Origin of the sequence: Aeromonas sp. ASNIH7, assembly GCF_002903485.1 — a bacterium.
GTDB lineage: Bacteria > Pseudomonadota > Gammaproteobacteria > Enterobacterales > Aeromonadaceae > Aeromonas > Aeromonas caviae.
Genome location: NZ_CP026226.1, coordinates 660,129 through 674,519, shown reverse-complemented (window position 1 = coordinate 674,519; position 14,391 = coordinate 660,129). Strand labels below are relative to the sequence as shown.

At 63.5% G+C, this 14,391-nt stretch carries 10 protein-coding genes and 1 pseudogene; 5 read left to right on the top strand and 6 right to left on the bottom strand.

Annotation, left to right across the window (positions count from 1 at the left end; translation table 11 throughout):
• Positions 1-77: 77 nt before the first annotated feature.
• The gene (ggt, locus tag C2U47_RS02985) at positions 78-1,859 is read right to left on the bottom strand and encodes a gamma-glutamyltransferase (protein ID WP_069785446.1); all 1,782 of its coding nucleotides are present in this window, start codon (positions 1,857-1,859) and stop codon (positions 78-80) included.
• A gap of 112 nt (positions 1,860-1,971) precedes the next feature.
• On the opposite strand from ggt, the gene C2U47_RS02980 reads away from it, so the two are divergent.
• Positions 1,972-2,589 (top strand): GDSL-type esterase/lipase family protein, encoded by a 618-nt coding sequence (locus C2U47_RS02980; RefSeq protein ID WP_010673563.1) that lies wholly within the window; start codon positions 1,972-1,974, stop codon positions 2,587-2,589.
• A 179-nt stretch (positions 2,590-2,768) separates the two neighbouring features.
• Here C2U47_RS02980 and rdgC read toward each other — a convergent pair whose 3' ends face one another.
• Positions 2,769-3,680, bottom strand: a complete 912-nt coding sequence (rdgC, locus tag C2U47_RS02975) for a recombination-associated protein RdgC (RefSeq protein ID WP_010673564.1) — start codon at positions 3,678-3,680, stop codon at positions 2,769-2,771.
• Between the two features lie 179 nt (positions 3,681-3,859).
• Between rdgC and C2U47_RS02970 the strand changes: the two are divergent.
• The 4 genes and pseudogenes from C2U47_RS02970 (at position 3,860) to C2U47_RS02955 (ending at position 10,847) form a co-directional block, all read left to right on the top strand.
• A pseudogene (locus C2U47_RS02970) lies at positions 3,860-4,287 on the top strand (GNAT family N-acetyltransferase).
• 110 nt (positions 4,288-4,397) lie between these two features.
• A complete protein-coding gene (locus C2U47_RS02965; RefSeq protein ID WP_010673566.1) occupies positions 4,398-5,624 on the top strand; it encodes an exonuclease SbcCD subunit D C-terminal domain-containing protein in 1,227 nt (408 codons plus the stop codon).
• Positions 5,621-9,376: an AAA family ATPase gene (locus tag C2U47_RS02960; RefSeq protein ID WP_010673567.1), complete on the top strand. Its 3,756-nt coding sequence runs from the start codon at positions 5,621-5,623 to the stop codon at positions 9,374-9,376. The genes C2U47_RS02965 and C2U47_RS02960 overlap by 4 nt, the downstream gene beginning before the upstream one ends.
• Before the next feature lie 133 nt (positions 9,377-9,509).
• A complete protein-coding gene (locus C2U47_RS02955) occupies positions 9,510-10,847 on the top strand; it encodes an IS4-like element ISAeme15 family transposase (protein WP_041205253.1) in 1,338 nt (445 codons plus the stop codon).
• A 53-nt stretch (positions 10,848-10,900) separates the two neighbouring features.
• Here C2U47_RS02955 and C2U47_RS02950 read toward each other — a convergent pair whose 3' ends face one another.
• From C2U47_RS02950 to C2U47_RS02935, 4 genes are all read right to left on the bottom strand, one after another.
• Positions 10,901-11,446 (bottom strand): cytochrome b, encoded by a 546-nt coding sequence (locus tag C2U47_RS02950; protein ID WP_010673568.1) that lies wholly within the window; start codon positions 11,444-11,446, stop codon positions 10,901-10,903.
• A 254-nt stretch (positions 11,447-11,700) separates the two neighbouring features.
• Entirely contained in the window at positions 11,701-12,210 is a 510-nt protein-coding gene (gene crr / locus C2U47_RS02945; RefSeq protein ID WP_010673569.1) for a PTS glucose transporter subunit IIA, read from the bottom strand.
• A gap of 43 nt (positions 12,211-12,253) precedes the next feature.
• Positions 12,254-13,981 (bottom strand): phosphoenolpyruvate-protein phosphotransferase PtsI, encoded by a 1,728-nt coding sequence (gene ptsI, locus C2U47_RS02940; protein WP_010673570.1) that lies wholly within the window; start codon positions 13,979-13,981, stop codon positions 12,254-12,256.
• A 44-nt stretch (positions 13,982-14,025) separates the two neighbouring features.
• Positions 14,026-14,283: an HPr family phosphocarrier protein gene (locus C2U47_RS02935; RefSeq protein WP_005303128.1), complete on the bottom strand. Its 258-nt coding sequence runs from the start codon at positions 14,281-14,283 to the stop codon at positions 14,026-14,028.
• Positions 14,284-14,391 lie beyond the last annotated feature (108 nt).

Below are 14,391 nucleotides of genomic sequence, written 5' to 3'. Positions count from 1 at the left end.
CAAGGGAGAACACCTATGAGCACACGGCATGGAGGAGGCTGGCCTCCTCCATGGTGAACGAGGGTGCTGAAGGGGCATCACTCCCCCCTGGCGACCCCCTCACGTCTGGGGTCTGCGGCCCCCAGCCAGCCGCCGGCATGGCGCTGGACGCCCTGCAGCCCGGAGGTCTGCTCGTTAAGCAGGACCTCGTGCCCTCTGGCCTTGAGCCCCTGTACCACGGCGTCGGGCGTGCGCCCCTGCTCCAGCTCGGTGGGGCCGTTGCGACTGCCGAAATTGGGCAGGTTGATGGCCTGCTGCAGGTCGAGCCCCCAATCCTGGGTGCCGAGCAGCGCCTTGCCCACGTAGTTGATGATGGCCGAGCCTCCCGGGGATCCCAGGCTCATCTCCAGCTCGCCGCTTGCCTTGTCAAACACCAGCAGGGGAGACATGGAGGAGCGGGGGCGCTTGCCGGGCTCCACCCGGTTGGCCACCGGCAGGCCGGCGGCGTCCACCGAGGTGAAGGAGAAGTCGGTGAGCTGGTTGTTCAGCAGGTAGCCGTTGACCATCAGCCGCGAGCCGAAGCCATCCTCGATGGAGCTGGTCATGGCCACCGCCATGCCGCTCTTGTCCACGATGGAGATGTGGCTGGTGGAGGGCAGCTCCGGGGTGGCGTCCCGGCCCCTGGCCAGCGCCCGGGGCGGGTTGCCGGGCTGGGCGACGCCCATGGAGCGGTTGCCGATAAGGTGCCCCCGCTGCGCCAGATAGCCCTTGTCCAGCAGGCCTGTCACCGGCACGTCGACGACGTCGCCGTCGGCCACGTACTGGTTGCGATCGGCGAAGGCGAGGCGTGCCGCCTCGCTGTAGAGGTGAATGGCCTCGCTGGAGGCGGCCAGTTGACCCTGCTCCCCCTGTACCGGTTTGAGGGCGGCCATGTCCCGGCTTTCCAGCATGCCGAAAATCTGGCCAAGGGCGATGGTGCCGGAGGAGGGGGTCGGGAAGCCGCAGATCTCGCTCTGGCGATAGTCAAAGCAGAGCCCGTCCCGCAGCTTGGCCCGGTAGCTGGCGAGATCGGCGGTGCTCAGCACCCCGGGGTTGGTCGGGTGGGCGTGCACCTTGGCCACCATGGCCTCGGCCAGCGGGCCGCGATAGAAGGCGTCGGGGCCGTCGCTTGCCAGGGTACGCAGCACCCTGGCCAGGGCCGGGTTGGTGAGCCGGGTACCTGCCGTCTTGGGAGTGCCGTCCGCCTGATAGAAGTAGGCACGGGCGTCCGGATCCCCGGCCAGATAGGGATCTTTTGCCAGCAGGGTGGCGAGGCGGGGGCTTATCACGAACCCTTGCTCCGCGAGGGTGATGGCGGGTTCGAACAGCGTGGCCCAGGGCAGCTTGCCATAGCGCTCGTGCGCCAGGGCCAGGGCACGCACCGTGCCGGGGGCGCCTACGGAGCGCCCGCCCACCACCCCCTCATAGAAGGCCATGGGTTTGCCCTCCTTCATGAAGAGCTGATCGGTGGCAGCGGCGGGGGCTGTTTCCCGGCCATCCACCGCCGCCACCTGCTTGCCGTCCCACACCAGCATGAGGGAGCCGCCGCCGATGCCCGAGGATTGAGGCTCCACCAGGGTCAATACCAGCTGAACGGCGATGGCCGCATCGACGGCGCTGCCCCCCGCCTTGATGATCTGGTAGCCCGCGTCCACCGCCAGCGGGTTGGCCGCCGCCACCATGAAGTCACGGCCCTGCCAGCCCGGTTTGTCAATCCAGCCGCTGGCCGCCTCCGGGGCGATCAGGGTCTGGGGAGGAGGGACATAGTGAAAGCCATCCTGGGAGGCGCAGCCGCCAAGCAGGCCGAGGGCGACCAGCAGGCCGAGGGGTTTGAGGGACATGACAGGCTCCTTGTCGGTTTCTTGTTCACCTGCCGAAATGTGTCACACTTGGAGCTTGATTAAAAGTTTGTCTTAATACTCATATGGTTACAAAACTATCAAGGAGGTGCTCATGACACACCGGGGGACGCTGGCGAAACCTTGCATGGCGGGGCTGCTCTGCCTGTTGCTGACGGCCTGCGGGGAGCCGACCTTCAGACCGCTGGCCCAGGGGGAGACCCTGCTCGCCTTCGGGGACAGTCTGACCGAGGGGCGCGGGGTAAGCCCGTCCCAAAGCTACCCCAGCGTGCTGGCGACCCTGAGCGGCCATCCCGTGGTCAATGGCGGGGTGTCCGGAGAGCTGAGCCAGGCCGGCAGGGCCCGCCTGCCCGGGTTGCTGGCCCGGCACAGACCCGCTCTGGTCATCCTGCTGGAAGGGGGCAACGACATCCTGCGTGGCAGCGGGGAGGCGGCCCTCAAGGCCAATCTCGCCGCCATGATAGAGGCGGTGCAGGGGAGCGGGGCCCAGATCCTGCTTGTCGGGGTGCCCCGAAAATCCCTGTTTGCCGATGGCGCTCCCCTCTACGAGGAGCTGGCAGATCAGTACGGGCTGGTGCTGGACAACGACAGCATCGGCGAGTTGCTGCGAGACCCGGCCCTGAAGTCCGATGCGGTGCATTTCAATGCCGAGGGTTACCGCACCCTGGCGCAGCGACTTCATCGACTGTTGCAGGAAAGGGGGGCACTCTAGCGAGATGTCATGCTGCCGGGGCAGTGCGCCATGCTGCCGCAATCAATGGGCTCAGGGGGTTGCGCGGCGGGAGGGCGGCGGCGCTACCCCGGAGGGGGCCAGCCCGTGGCGATGATGCCGATGGAGATGAAAAAACCGCCGTGAAGGCGGTTTTTTGCAATCAGGCTGAGCCAATTTGCTTAGATGGACTGCTCTTCACCGCCCAGGGCGGCAAACAGGGCCGGGATGAACTGGGAGAGCTCGGCGGTGACCAGGGCGAAGTCGGCGTCCAGGCGGGCGGCGGGATCTTCACTGGTGACGTCGTCGTTCTGCTCGCGCAGCTCTTCGCTGAACTTGAGGCGCTTGATGGAGAGATCGTCCCCCAGCACGAAGCTCAGGGTTTCGCCCCAGTTGAGGGCCAGCTTGGTCACCAGCTTGTCGTTGGCCAGGTGATTCTTGATCTCCTCGCTCATCAGATCCTGCTGCTTGCAGCGGATGATGCCGCCGTGCTCCATGGCGCTGCGCAGCTCGGCTTCGTCCTCCAGGGTGAAGGCGGCGGGCAGGTTGCCCTCATTGAGCCACTCGGTCATGGTGATCTCGGGCGGGTTCTTGAGGGCCACCGGCACTACCGGCAGGGAGCCGATGGATTTGCGCAAGAGCGCCAGCAGATCGTCCGCCTTCTTGGCGGAGCCTGCATCCACCACCATCAGGTTGTCGGCAGGGTTTATCCAGGCGAAGGTCTGGCTGGTGCGGCTGAAGGCGCGGGGCAGCAGGGTGTGCATGATCTCCTCTTTCAGCGCCTCCTTCTCTTTCTTCTTGAGGGCGCGGCCCTGCTCGAATTCAATGGCCTCTACCTTCTCCGCCAGCATCTCCTTGACCACGGTACCGGGCAGCATCTTCTCTTCCTTGCGAGCGCACAGCAGGATGTGGCCAGAGGCGGCGTGGGTCAGGGTGGAGCCGAATTTGCCAAGGGGCTTGACCCACCCGAACCGGGAGATGTCCTGGCTGCCGCACGGGGTGAAGGCGCAGGCTTCCAGCTGGGTTTCCAGCTGCTCAACGGTCAGGTCGAAGGGGCGGGTAAAGCGGTAAATCTGCAGGTTTTTAAACCACATGGCGTCCTCGGTCTCTAGATTGTCCGGCGGGCATTGTACTAGAGAGGCGCTTTGTGATCAGCCAATCATTCTCGCTAAATAAAGGGCGATCGACCTCACAGGGCCCCATCTTGATCCCCCGGGAGCGGGCCCAACTCCCCTAGACTGCGAGTGTTCACATTGCTGACAAGGAGGCGACCATGTTGAGACAGAGTCGGCCGGAAGACATGGAAGAGATCGTCGAAATCTGGCTCCTGGCCTCCCTGCAGGCCCACGATTTCGTCGATGCCTCCTGCTGGTGGCAGGCTCAGGAGGAGCTGCGTACCCGCTACCTCGATCACGCCCGCATCTGGGTGTTCGAGGAGCGAGGGGATCTGCTCGGCTTCATGGCGCTGGTGGATGATTACCTGGCTGCACTCTTCGTGCGCCCCGATAGGCAGGGGCGGGGGGTGGGGCACGCCCTGTTGCAGGAAGCCAGATCCAGATGTGCCGAGCTGCATACCCGGGTCTTCGTGGAGAACGAGCCGGCGGTGCGTTTCTACCGCCGCCACGGCTTTGAAATCGGGGGGAGGTGCCCGATCCCCTCACTGGCCATCTTCAGTACCAGATGCATTACCAAGCCGTCTGAATCTGACGTCTGGGGCTGCCCCGGTTGAAAACGGGGGGCACCATCCTCATCTTGTCTCCATCCAGGGGCGCCTTCGCCCCCGCTCTCTTCTCCTTATCGAGCCGTTTTCCATGAAGATCCTGCACACCGCCGACTGGCACCTCGGTCATCAGCTTCACGGCCACGACCGCCGCTTCGAACACGACGCCTTCCTCGACTGGCTGGCCGACACCATCAAGACCCGCGACATCGACGCCCTGCTGGTGGCGGGCGATCTGTTCGACACCGCCAACCCTCCCGCCAGTGCCTGGCAGCAGCTCTACCGCTTCCTGGCGCGGCTGCGCGCCGAGCACCCGGCACTGGAGATGGTGCTCATCGGCGGCAACCACGACTCCCCCTCCAAGCTGGATGCCCCCCACGAGCTGCTGCGCGCTTTCGACCTCCATCTGGTGGGCAGCATCAGCCGGGACGACGAGGGGCGCCTCGAGACCGAGCGCCTGCTGGTGCCGCTGCGAGGCAAGGATGGCGAAGTGGCCGCCTGGTGCGCCGCCGTGCCGTTTCTGCGCAGCAGCGATCTGCGCCCCGACGGGCTCTGCGAGGGGCAGGACAGACTGATCGAAGGGGTACGCCAGGTCTATGAGGCGGTGCTGAGCGAGGGGCGTGCGCGCTGCCATCCGGATCAGGCCCTCATCGCCATGGGTCACGCCTATCTGGCGGCGGGCCAGCTCTCCGAGCTCTCCGAGCGGAGGGTGCTCGGCGGCAACCAGCATGCTCTGCCTGCCGAGCTGTTTGCCGTCGCCGACTACACGGCGCTGGGTCATCTGCACCTGGCCCAGAGCCCGGCCGAGGGGGTGCACTACAGCGGCTCGCCGCTGCCGCTCTCGCTGGCCGAGGCGAACTACAACCATCAGGTGCTGGAGGTGACGTTTGAGGGGGGCAAGCTGGCCCGCTTTGAGCGGATCCCGGTGCCCCGCGCGGTGGAGATGATCCGGCTGCCCCAGAGCGGCCTTGACGAGGCGCTCCAGGCCATCGAGGCGCTGGCGCTGCCCGCTTGCCCGCAGCAGGCGCAGCCCTTCCTCGAGGTGCGGCTGCTGCTGCCCAAACCCGAGGCCCGTATCCGCGAGCGCGTACTGGCCGCCATCGGCGACAAGCCGGTGCGCCTTGCCCGCATCACGACCAGTTATCAGGGCTCGGGCCAGGGGCTGGCGGACGGTGCCGGCCAGCGCCGGCTCGATGAGCTCTCCCCCACCGAGGTGTTTCGCCTCTGCTATCAGCGTCAGTTCGACGGGGAGCCGGAGGCCGAGCTGGTGGCGTCGTTTGAAGAGATCCTGGAGCAGGTGAAGGAGTCCAGCCAATGAAAATCTTGTCGCTGTCAGGGGAGAACCTCGCCAGCCTGACCGGTCAATTCACCATCGATTTTGCCGGTGGCGCCCTGGGGGCCGCCGGCCTGTTTGCCATCACCGGCAATACCGGCGCGGGCAAGAGTACCCTGCTCGATGCCATCTGTCTGGCACTCTACGACGAGATGCCGCGCTTTATCGCCAATCGCAAGAACGTCGCCGAAGTGGGCCGCATGGATGACGAGGAGAAGCTCAAGGCCAACGATGTGCGCGGCATCCTCAGCCGCGGCCACGCCAGCGGTTTTGCCGAGGTGCAGTTTCGCGGCTGTGACGGCCGCATCTGGCTGGCCCGCTGGGCGGTACGCCGTGCCCGCAACCGCGCCGAGGGGCGCTTTCAGGCCCAGGAGCGCAGTCTGACCGACGTGGCGTCGGGCCAGGTGTTCAGTGGCAGCAAGCGGGAGCTGCAGGATCGCATCGACGAGCTGGTGGGACTCTCCTGGGAGCAGTTTCGCCGCGCCGTCATCCTGCCGCAGGGGGAGTTTGCCGCCTTCCTCAAGTCGAGCGCCGACGAGCGTTCGGCCCTGCTCGAACGGATGACCGGCACCGAGCTCTACTCCGCCATTTCGGTCCAGACCCATGAGCGGGCGCGGGAGGAGCAGCAGAAACTGGCTGCCATCAGCCAGCGGCTCGGTGACGTGGCGCTGATGGACGAGGCGACCCGCGAGCAGTGGGTGAGCCAGCAGGTCAGCCTCGCCACCAGCCTCAAGCACGAGCAGCAGCAACAGCAGCTGATGCAGGACTTGCGCGATCTCAACGGCCGCATCGCTGCCCAGTTGCAGGCCTGTCAGGAGGGAGAGGAGGCCCTTGCCGCGGCCGAGGCTGCCCACGCTGCGGCCGCTCCCGAGCGCGAGGAGTTCGTCCGCGCCGAGCAGGCCCAGGTGGCCCGCGCGGATCACGACGAACTGGCTCGCCTCACCCTGGAGGTGCAGCAGCAGGAGAAGGCGCTGGCCGAGCTTGGCCCTGAACTTGGCAAGCTGGAGGAGAAGACCCAGCAGAGCGCCCTCACCGAACAGCAACTGCTGGCGGAGAAGATCGCCGCCGAGCGCGAGTGGGGCGCCCTGCAGCCTGAACTCAAACGGGCGCAGGAGCTCGACACCCGCATTCGGGAAAAGCAGCAGCAACTGCAGAAGATCCAGCAGGAGGGGGCGCAGGAGCGGGAGGTGCAGCTCACCCTGGAGCAGGGCTGGCGCCAGCAGTGCCAGCAGGTGGAGCTGCTCAAGGGCCAGCACCAGCAGTGGAGTGCCTGGCTTGAGGAACACAAGGAGCTGGCGCCGGTGGCCCGCCAGTGGCAGCCCCTGCTCACCGCCATGCAGGATTGGGCCGAGGATGCCGACAGGCTGCAGCAACTGCTCACCCTGCGCGAACACAAGCTGCGCGCCCTCAGGCAGTTGCAACATCAGCTGGAACAGGGGCAGCAGGAGCGCGACTATTGGCAGCGCGAGCAGGAGCGACTGCAGCAGCAACAGCACGAGCTGCAGGAGCAGCAGTGGGAGGGGCGTCTGGCCAAGGCGCAGGAGCAGTGGCAAGGGCAGACTGAGCAGCTGGGCCAGCTGCGCCAGCTGTTGGAGCTGGCGGACTATGGCCGCAATCACGGTGAGCAGCATGGTCGCCTGCAGCAGGAGATCGCCCAGCTGGAGCAGGCGCTCGGCAAACTGGCCATCCTCGGCGACGAGCTGACGCCGGCCCGCGAGCGGCTCGCCCTGCAACGGGACGAGGCGCGCCATGCGCTGGAGCAGTCCCGCGCCATCGCCAGTTTCGAGCAGCATCGCCACATCCTGCGCGACGGTGAACCTTGCCCGCTCTGCGGCGCCGAGGAGCACCCCTATCACCAGAGCCAGCCACAGGTGGCCGGCATTCTGGGGCAACTGGCGGAGCGCGTCCGCAGCCTGGAGCTTGAGTGGGATCGGCTCAATCACCAATACATTCAGTGCGAGAGCGAGCGCCAGGAGCTGGCCCGCCAGCTGGCGGTGCGTCAGCAACATCTGCCTGAGCTGGAGACGCGCGCCGAGCAGCTGACCCAGCGCTGGCAGCAGCTCGGCGGTGCCGAGCTGCTGGGCCATCCGTTGCCGCTGCGTCAGAGCCCGATCGAGTGGAACGAATTGATGAGTACCCTGCTTGGTCGTGGCCAGAGTCTGGAGCAGGGGCTGGCCCGCAGCCAGCAGCAGCTGCGCGAGGCCCAGCACGGCCAGCAGCAGTTGCAGGCCGTGCGCCAGCAGCTGAGCCAGCTGGCCAGCCAGCACCAGCAGTTCGAGCAGCAGTGGCAGGAGGCCGATCGCCAGCGCATCGCCCTGGAAGGGGAGGTGAAGGCGATGGGCGAGCAGGAAACGACCCTGCGCCAGCGCCTTGAGCAGGGGGGCAGCCGGCTCGACGAGCAGATGGGAGGCCAGCCCTGGCGTCAGTGGTTGGGCAGCCAGCAGTGGCATGAGTGGCAGCGGGCCTGCGAGGCCTGGCTGCACGGCCAGAGCGAGTGGGAGCGGCTGACCGGCGAGATTGCCAGCCTCACCCCGGCCCTGAGTGCCCAGGAGGCACGCCTGCAGACCCAGCGCGAGCTGCTGCACAAGCTCGAGCGTGACTACAAGGAGCATGAACAGCAACGACAGGGGCTGGTTACCAGCCGTGCTACCTGTCTGGGGGGCGAGGAGATTGCCCAGGTCGAGAGCCGCTGGCAGCAGCGGCTGCAGCAGCTGGCCAGCGAGCTGGAGATGATGCAGGAGGCGGCCCGTGCCTTGCGCGAGCGCCAGACCGAGCTCAAGACCCGTCTCAGCCATCTGGAGCAGGAGAAGCAGGTGAGCAGCCGGCGGCGGCGGGAGGTGCTGGGGCGCTGGGCTGCCCACGCCAGCAGCCTAGGCATCGCCGAATATGACCTGCGTCGCCTGCTGGCCATGAGCCCAGATGAGCTCAAGGGGCGCCGCGCCGCCTTGCAGGCGCTGGAGGATGCCCGCGCCGAGGCGCGAACCCGTTTGACCGAGCGGCAGCGGGCGCTGGCGCTGGAGGAGAGCAAGCGAGATCGTTACCGAGAGCATCACCCCGAGCTGGCCGCGTTGGCGCCACAGGAGCTCGCCAGCCGGCTGACGGCGCTGGAGGCGCACTGCCGCACTCTCGACGAGCAGCTGTTCCAGTGCAAGAGCACGCTGGCCCAGGCCGAGGCGGCGGCCCTCAAGGCGGGTTCTTTGCAGGAGGAACTGGCCGCCCAGCAGGCGGTGGCGGATCACTGGCAGCGGCTCTGTGACCTTATCGGTTCGGCCAGCGGCGCCAAGCTGCGCACCTTCGCCCAGAGCCTCACCCTGGAGCGGCTGCTGCTGGAGGCCAACGCCCAGCTCGCCGAGCTCTCCCCCCGCTATCGGCTGGAGCGGGTGCCCGGCACCGATCTGGCACTGCAGGTGGTGGATCTCGACATGGGGGATGAGGTGCGCTCGGTGGATTCCCTCTCCGGCGGCGAGAGCTTCCTGGTGTCGCTGGCGCTGGCGCTGGCCCTCTCCAGCCTGTCGTCGCGCCAGACCCAGGTCGAGTCGCTGTTCATCGACGAAGGGTTTGGCACCCTGGATCCGGACAGTCTGGATCTGGCGCTCTCAAGCCTAGACTCCCTGCAGGCGGCCGGTCGCCAGATCGGGGTTATCTCCCACGTGCAGACCCTGGTGGAGCGGATCGGCGTGCAGGTGCGGGTGGAGGCCCTCGGCGGCGGCGAAAGCCGGGTAGTATTGTCCGGCTGACGAGGTGTCGCCCATGACCCTCCATGAACAAAAAGGCCCCTGTCACAGGGCAATGCTGATCAGTTAAGGATCCATTGACCGATCCTTCTGCTGTAGGACAATCCGGAACCAATCACTGGTTCCGGATTTTTTTATGTCTATTGCAAACGATCTGAACGATGTTGTTGAGGCATCTGGCGACATGCTGGCTCGGCTGGCCATTTTTGCCGACCATATTCCCGACGAATGGATTACTGCCGCTGCCGCCTTGTCTGAAAAGGCCACTATCCGCCGACGCCGCTTACCTTCTGATATGGTCTTGTGGCTCGTCGTGGGGATGGCCTTTTTCCGCAATGAGCCCATCTCCGAGGTCGCTCGGCGCCTCAACATCTGTGCAGAAGGGTTGGCCAATGATGCCTTGCTCGCGGACAGTGCCCTGTCTCAGGCCCGTCAGCGACTCGGCAAACAGCCGCTCGAGTGGCTGTTCAAACAGTGCGCCGATGTGTGGGGGCGGGAACGTTATCCTGAAGACCATTGGCACGGTTTACAGGTCTTTGCCATCGATGGGGCCCTGTTCCGAACCCAGGATATGCCTGAACTCAGAGCACATTTCGGCTCGGGTAACACCTCAACCAACCGGCAGACACCCTACCCGATGCTGCGGTTGGTCACGCTCATGAATGTCCGCTCGCATGTCATTGCCAACGCGGCCATCAGCCCGTACCGCAAAGGGGAAATCCCCCTGGCCAGCGAGTTCATTCACTCATTGCCGGACAAGTCAGTGACCCTGCTGGATAAAGGCTTCTTCGGTGCCGACCTGTTGCTGCGTATTCAGGCCGAAGACACCGACCGTCACTGGCTCATCCCGGAACGCAAGGGGCTGGTATACACGGAACTTGAGCGCTATGGCGACGGTGACCGTCTGTTGCAAATGACGGTCTCGCCTCAGGCTCGCAAGAAAAACCCGGCGTTGCCGACACACTGGCAAGTTCGCGCAGTGACCTATGAGGTGGCAGGCAAGGAGAAAACGGTCTTTACCTCCCTGCCCGTGGCGCGATTCAGTGCAGCTCAGGTGGCGACCCTGTACCACGAGCGCTGGGAAATCGAGCTGGGATACCGGGATATCAAAAGCGCGATGCAGCACAACGCCATCACGCTGAGAAGCAAGAAAGTGGACTTGGTCTATCAGGAGCTGTGGGGATTGCTGCTTGGATACAATCTGGTCAGGCGGGAGGCCAGCCAGGCCGCCGTAGCCCATCAGCGAGCGCCCAATGAGGTGAGCTTTAAGTTTGCCTGTCAGTTCATCGCGAACCAGATGGCAGTGATGGCGGGCGCGTTATCGCCAGCCCATACGCCACGGAGGTTGGCGGAGTTGCGGGGCTGCATAGGCGTCATGTTCATAGAAAAACGCCCCAGGCCATCGAGACCCAGGGCGGTGAAGATATCAAAGACCCGTTTTCCGGTAAATCGCAATGCGGCTCCGCTTAAGTGAACAGCATTGCCCTGTCACAGGGGCCTTTTTGTTGGTGTGCAACCCGTCGCTGGTTATTTGCGCTCGGGCAGCATATTGGTCAGGGTGTTGTCCTTGAGCACATGGTGGTGGTAGATGGCTGCCGCCGCGTGCAGGGCAATCAGAGCATAGCCAATGTTGGCCAGCGTCTCGTGCAGCTCCTTGATGGTACCCTTCAGGCCGTCGTCGGGGGCGATGAGGGCGGGGAGCGCCAGGCCGAAGAAGGGAATGGGCTTGCCGCCCGCACTCAGCAGCAGCCAGCCCAGCAGCGGAGTGAGGAGCAAGAAGCCATAGAGCGCCAGGTGGGCGAGCTTGGCCAGCGTGAGCATCAGGGGAGAGAGCTCGGGCACGATACGCGGTGAAGGGCTACCCACGCGCACCAGCAGGCGCACGACCACCAGCGCCAGGATCAGCAGACCCACCATGAAGTGAAACTCCTTCATCAGGTCGCGGCCGGCCGACCCTTTGGGGAAGATGTCCCTGAACTCCATCAGCGCATAGACGGCGATCATCAGCAGCAGGGTCAACCAGTGCAGCCCTATGCTCAGGCTGCCATAACGTTGTTCGGTATTTCTCAGCATCGTTGTCTCCTCGCCACTTAAGCGGTTTATCTCTTTTCATCCCGTCTCATATCGAGCCAAAGGACCCGCAGGTATCCCTCTTGAGGGTACTCGGCTTGCTTATGCCCGTGTTGATCTCGATAACATTTCTGCCTGTTTGCCGTCATGCTGACCTGTGCGGGAGCCCATGGAGTATCGGGAGATGGAAGGGGCAAAAAAAAACCGAAGCACCAGGCTTCGGTTTTTGGCGGTCGCTGGCGTCAGGCCAGGGCGCATTATTTCTTGATGCGGATCACCGGGGTTTCGCCCACGGTCACGGCGCCAGTCATCTTCACCAGCTCTTTGATCTCGTCCATGTTGGAGATGACCACAGGCGTCAGGGTAGACTTGGCTTTGGCTTCCAGAACGGCCAGATCGAACTCGATGATGGTGTCACCGCGCTTGACCTGTTGACCTTCCTGAGCGATACGGGTGAAACCTTCACCCTTCAGCTCGACGGTGTCGATACCGAAGTGAACGAACAGCTCGATACCAGAGTCGGACTCCAGAGAGAACGCGTGGTTGGTCTCGAAGATTTTGCCGATGGTGCCGTCGCACGGAGCAACCATCTTGTTGCCGGCCGGTTTGATGGCGATGCCGTCGCCGACGATCTTCTCGGCGAAGACGACGTCAGGCACATCTTCGATGGGGACGATTTCGCCGGACAGCGGAGCAAAGATTTCGATGCCGCCAGTGTCAGAACTGTCGTCGGAAACCAGTTTCTTCAGTTTGTCGAACAGACCCATAGTAAAAGCTCCTAGAGATGATTGTCGCTGTTTGCAGCCGATCTTAGCAGACTGCCTTCTGCTTAATAAAGTTATCTACGCACGCTTCGATTTCGGCGGCGGTGGCAAAGCTCAGCGCCTGGTCGGCCATGGCCTTCACATCTTCGAAGTTGGTGTTGCGGATAAGCTTCTTGATACGCGGTACAGAGATGGCGCTCATGGAGAACTCATTCAGACCCATACCCAGCAGCAGCAGGGTGGCGCGTTCGTCACCAGCCAGTTCACCGCACATACCGGTCCACTTGCCATTGTCATGGGAAGCGTCGATCACCATCTTGATCAGGGTCAGGACGGAGGGTGACAGCGGGTTGTACATGGCGGAAATCATCTCGTTACCACGGTCGACAGCCAGGGTGTACTGGGTCAGGTCGTTGGTACCGATACTGAAGAAATCCACTTCCTTGGCCAGATGATGAGCCATCACGGCCGCGGCCGGGGTCTCGATCATGATACCCACTTCGATGGATTCATCAAAGGCTTTGCCTTCGGCACGCAGTTCGGCTTTCAGCGTCTCCACGGTAGCCTTCAGGCTGCGGAACTCTTCGACGGAGATGATCATCGGGAACATGATGCGCAGTTTGCCGAAGGCAGACGCACGCAGGATGGCCCGCAGCTGGGCGTGCATGATGTCGGTGCGATCGAAGAAGATACGCACGGCACGCCAGCCCAGGAAGGGATTCATCTCTTTCGGGAAATTCATGTAGGGCAGTTCTTTGTCGCCGCCGATGTCCATGGTACGGACGATGATCGGTTGATCCGGCATGGCTTCGGCCACTTCTTTGTAAGCCTTGAACTGTTCGTCTTCGGTCGGCAGCGCGTCACGGTCCATGAACAGGAACTCGGTACGGTACAGACCCACGCCTTCGGCGCCGTTGCGGATGGCACCTTCGGTGTCCTTGACGGTCCCGATGTTGGCGCACACTTCGACCTGGTGGCCATCCAGGGTGATGGCAGGCAGGTCTTTGAGCTTGGCCAGCTCGTCCTTCTCGGCCTGGAACTGGGCCTGGAACTTCTTGGCTTCGTTCAACTGGTCGGCGGTCGGGTTGATGATGACCTGGTTGTTGATCGCATCCAGCACCAGCATGTCACCGTTCTTGACGCGCTCGGTGATGTCGTTGGTGCCCACGACGGCCGGCAGCTCCAGGGAGCGGGCCATGATGGAGGTGTGGGAGGTACGGCCACCGATGTCGGTGACGAAGCCCAGCACGTATTTCAGGTTGATCTGAGCGGTTTCAGAGGGGGTCAGGTCTTTGGCGACCAGGATGACCTCTTCGTCGATGGTGCTCAGGTTGACAACGGCGATGCCCAGTACGTTCTTGACCAGACGGGTGCCGATGTCACGGAAGTCGGTGGCGCGCTCACGCAGATAGGGGTCATCCAGATCGGCCATCATCTTGGCGTACTGTTCGATCACCTCGTGAACGGCTCTGTCGGCAGAGGCCTTGTGTTCTTTGATGAAGGATCTGATATCCCCTTCCAGCTCTTCATCTTCGAGCAGCATGATGTGGCCTTCGAAGATGGCCTCTTTTTCTTCACCGAAGGTGCGACCGGCCATCTCTTTGATGGCTTCCAGCTGTGCGGCTGACTTGGTGCGGGCTTCGAGGAAGCGGTTGATCTCGGCATCAATCTGTTCGGCGGGAATCTTGCCCTGATTGATAACGATTTCATCTTCTTTCAGAAGAAGCGCCTTGCCGAATGCGATACCGGGGGACGCAAGAATGCCAGATATCATAATCCTTCCTATTAAAACGACTGTGGGGGAGGAATAAAGCTGGATTACTCCAGCTCGTCCATCAGGGCAACCAGCTTCTCAACGGCTTTCTGAGCGTCCGGGCCGTCAGCCTGGATGGTCACGTTGGTGCCTTTGGTCAGACCCAGGGTCTGGAGCTTGAACAGGCTCTTGGCGCTGGCGGATTTGCCACCGGAGACCACAGTGATCTCGCTTTGGAATTCTTTGGCTTCTTTCACGAACTGAGCTGCAGGACGGGTGTGCAGGCCGTTTTCAGCAGTAATAACAACAGACTTCTCGTACATGGTTTCACCCCATATTATTGATATTGTTTGGAGAGATGGTCGCCAATGAGGCTTCCTGTCTCACCGTGTCAGTATGGATATGTTGTAAAGTAACGAAATCAGACCTGC

Excerpts from the sequence above, each read along its gene's own strand:
- C2U47_RS02980 (WP_010673563.1), top strand. The coding sequence starts at position 1,972 with ATGACACACCGGGGGACGCTGGCGAAACCTTGCATGGCGGGGCTGCTC.
- C2U47_RS02965 (WP_010673566.1), top strand. The coding sequence starts at position 4,398 with ATGAAGATCCTGCACACCGCCGACTGGCACCTCGGTCATCAGCTTCAC.
- crr (WP_010673569.1), bottom strand. The coding sequence starts at position 12,210 with ATGGGTCTGTTCGACAAACTGAAGAAACTGGTTTCCGACGACAGTTCT.
- ptsI (WP_010673570.1), bottom strand. The coding sequence starts at position 13,981 with ATGATATCTGGCATTCTTGCGTCCCCCGGTATCGCATTCGGCAAGGCG.
- C2U47_RS02955 (WP_041205253.1), top strand. The coding sequence starts at position 9,510 with ATGTCTATTGCAAACGATCTGAACGATGTTGTTGAGGCATCTGGCGAC.
- rdgC (WP_010673564.1), bottom strand. The coding sequence starts at position 3,680 with ATGTGGTTTAAAAACCTGCAGATTTACCGCTTTACCCGCCCCTTCGAC.
- C2U47_RS02935 (WP_005303128.1), bottom strand. The coding sequence starts at position 14,283 with ATGTACGAGAAGTCTGTTGTTATTACTGCTGAAAACGGCCTGCACACC.
- C2U47_RS02960 (WP_010673567.1), top strand. The coding sequence starts at position 5,621 with ATGAAAATCTTGTCGCTGTCAGGGGAGAACCTCGCCAGCCTGACCGGT.
- C2U47_RS02950 (WP_010673568.1), bottom strand. The coding sequence starts at position 11,446 with ATGCTGAGAAATACCGAACAACGTTATGGCAGCCTGAGCATAGGGCTG.
- ggt (WP_069785446.1), bottom strand. The coding sequence starts at position 1,859 with ATGTCCCTCAAACCCCTCGGCCTGCTGGTCGCCCTCGGCCTGCTTGGC.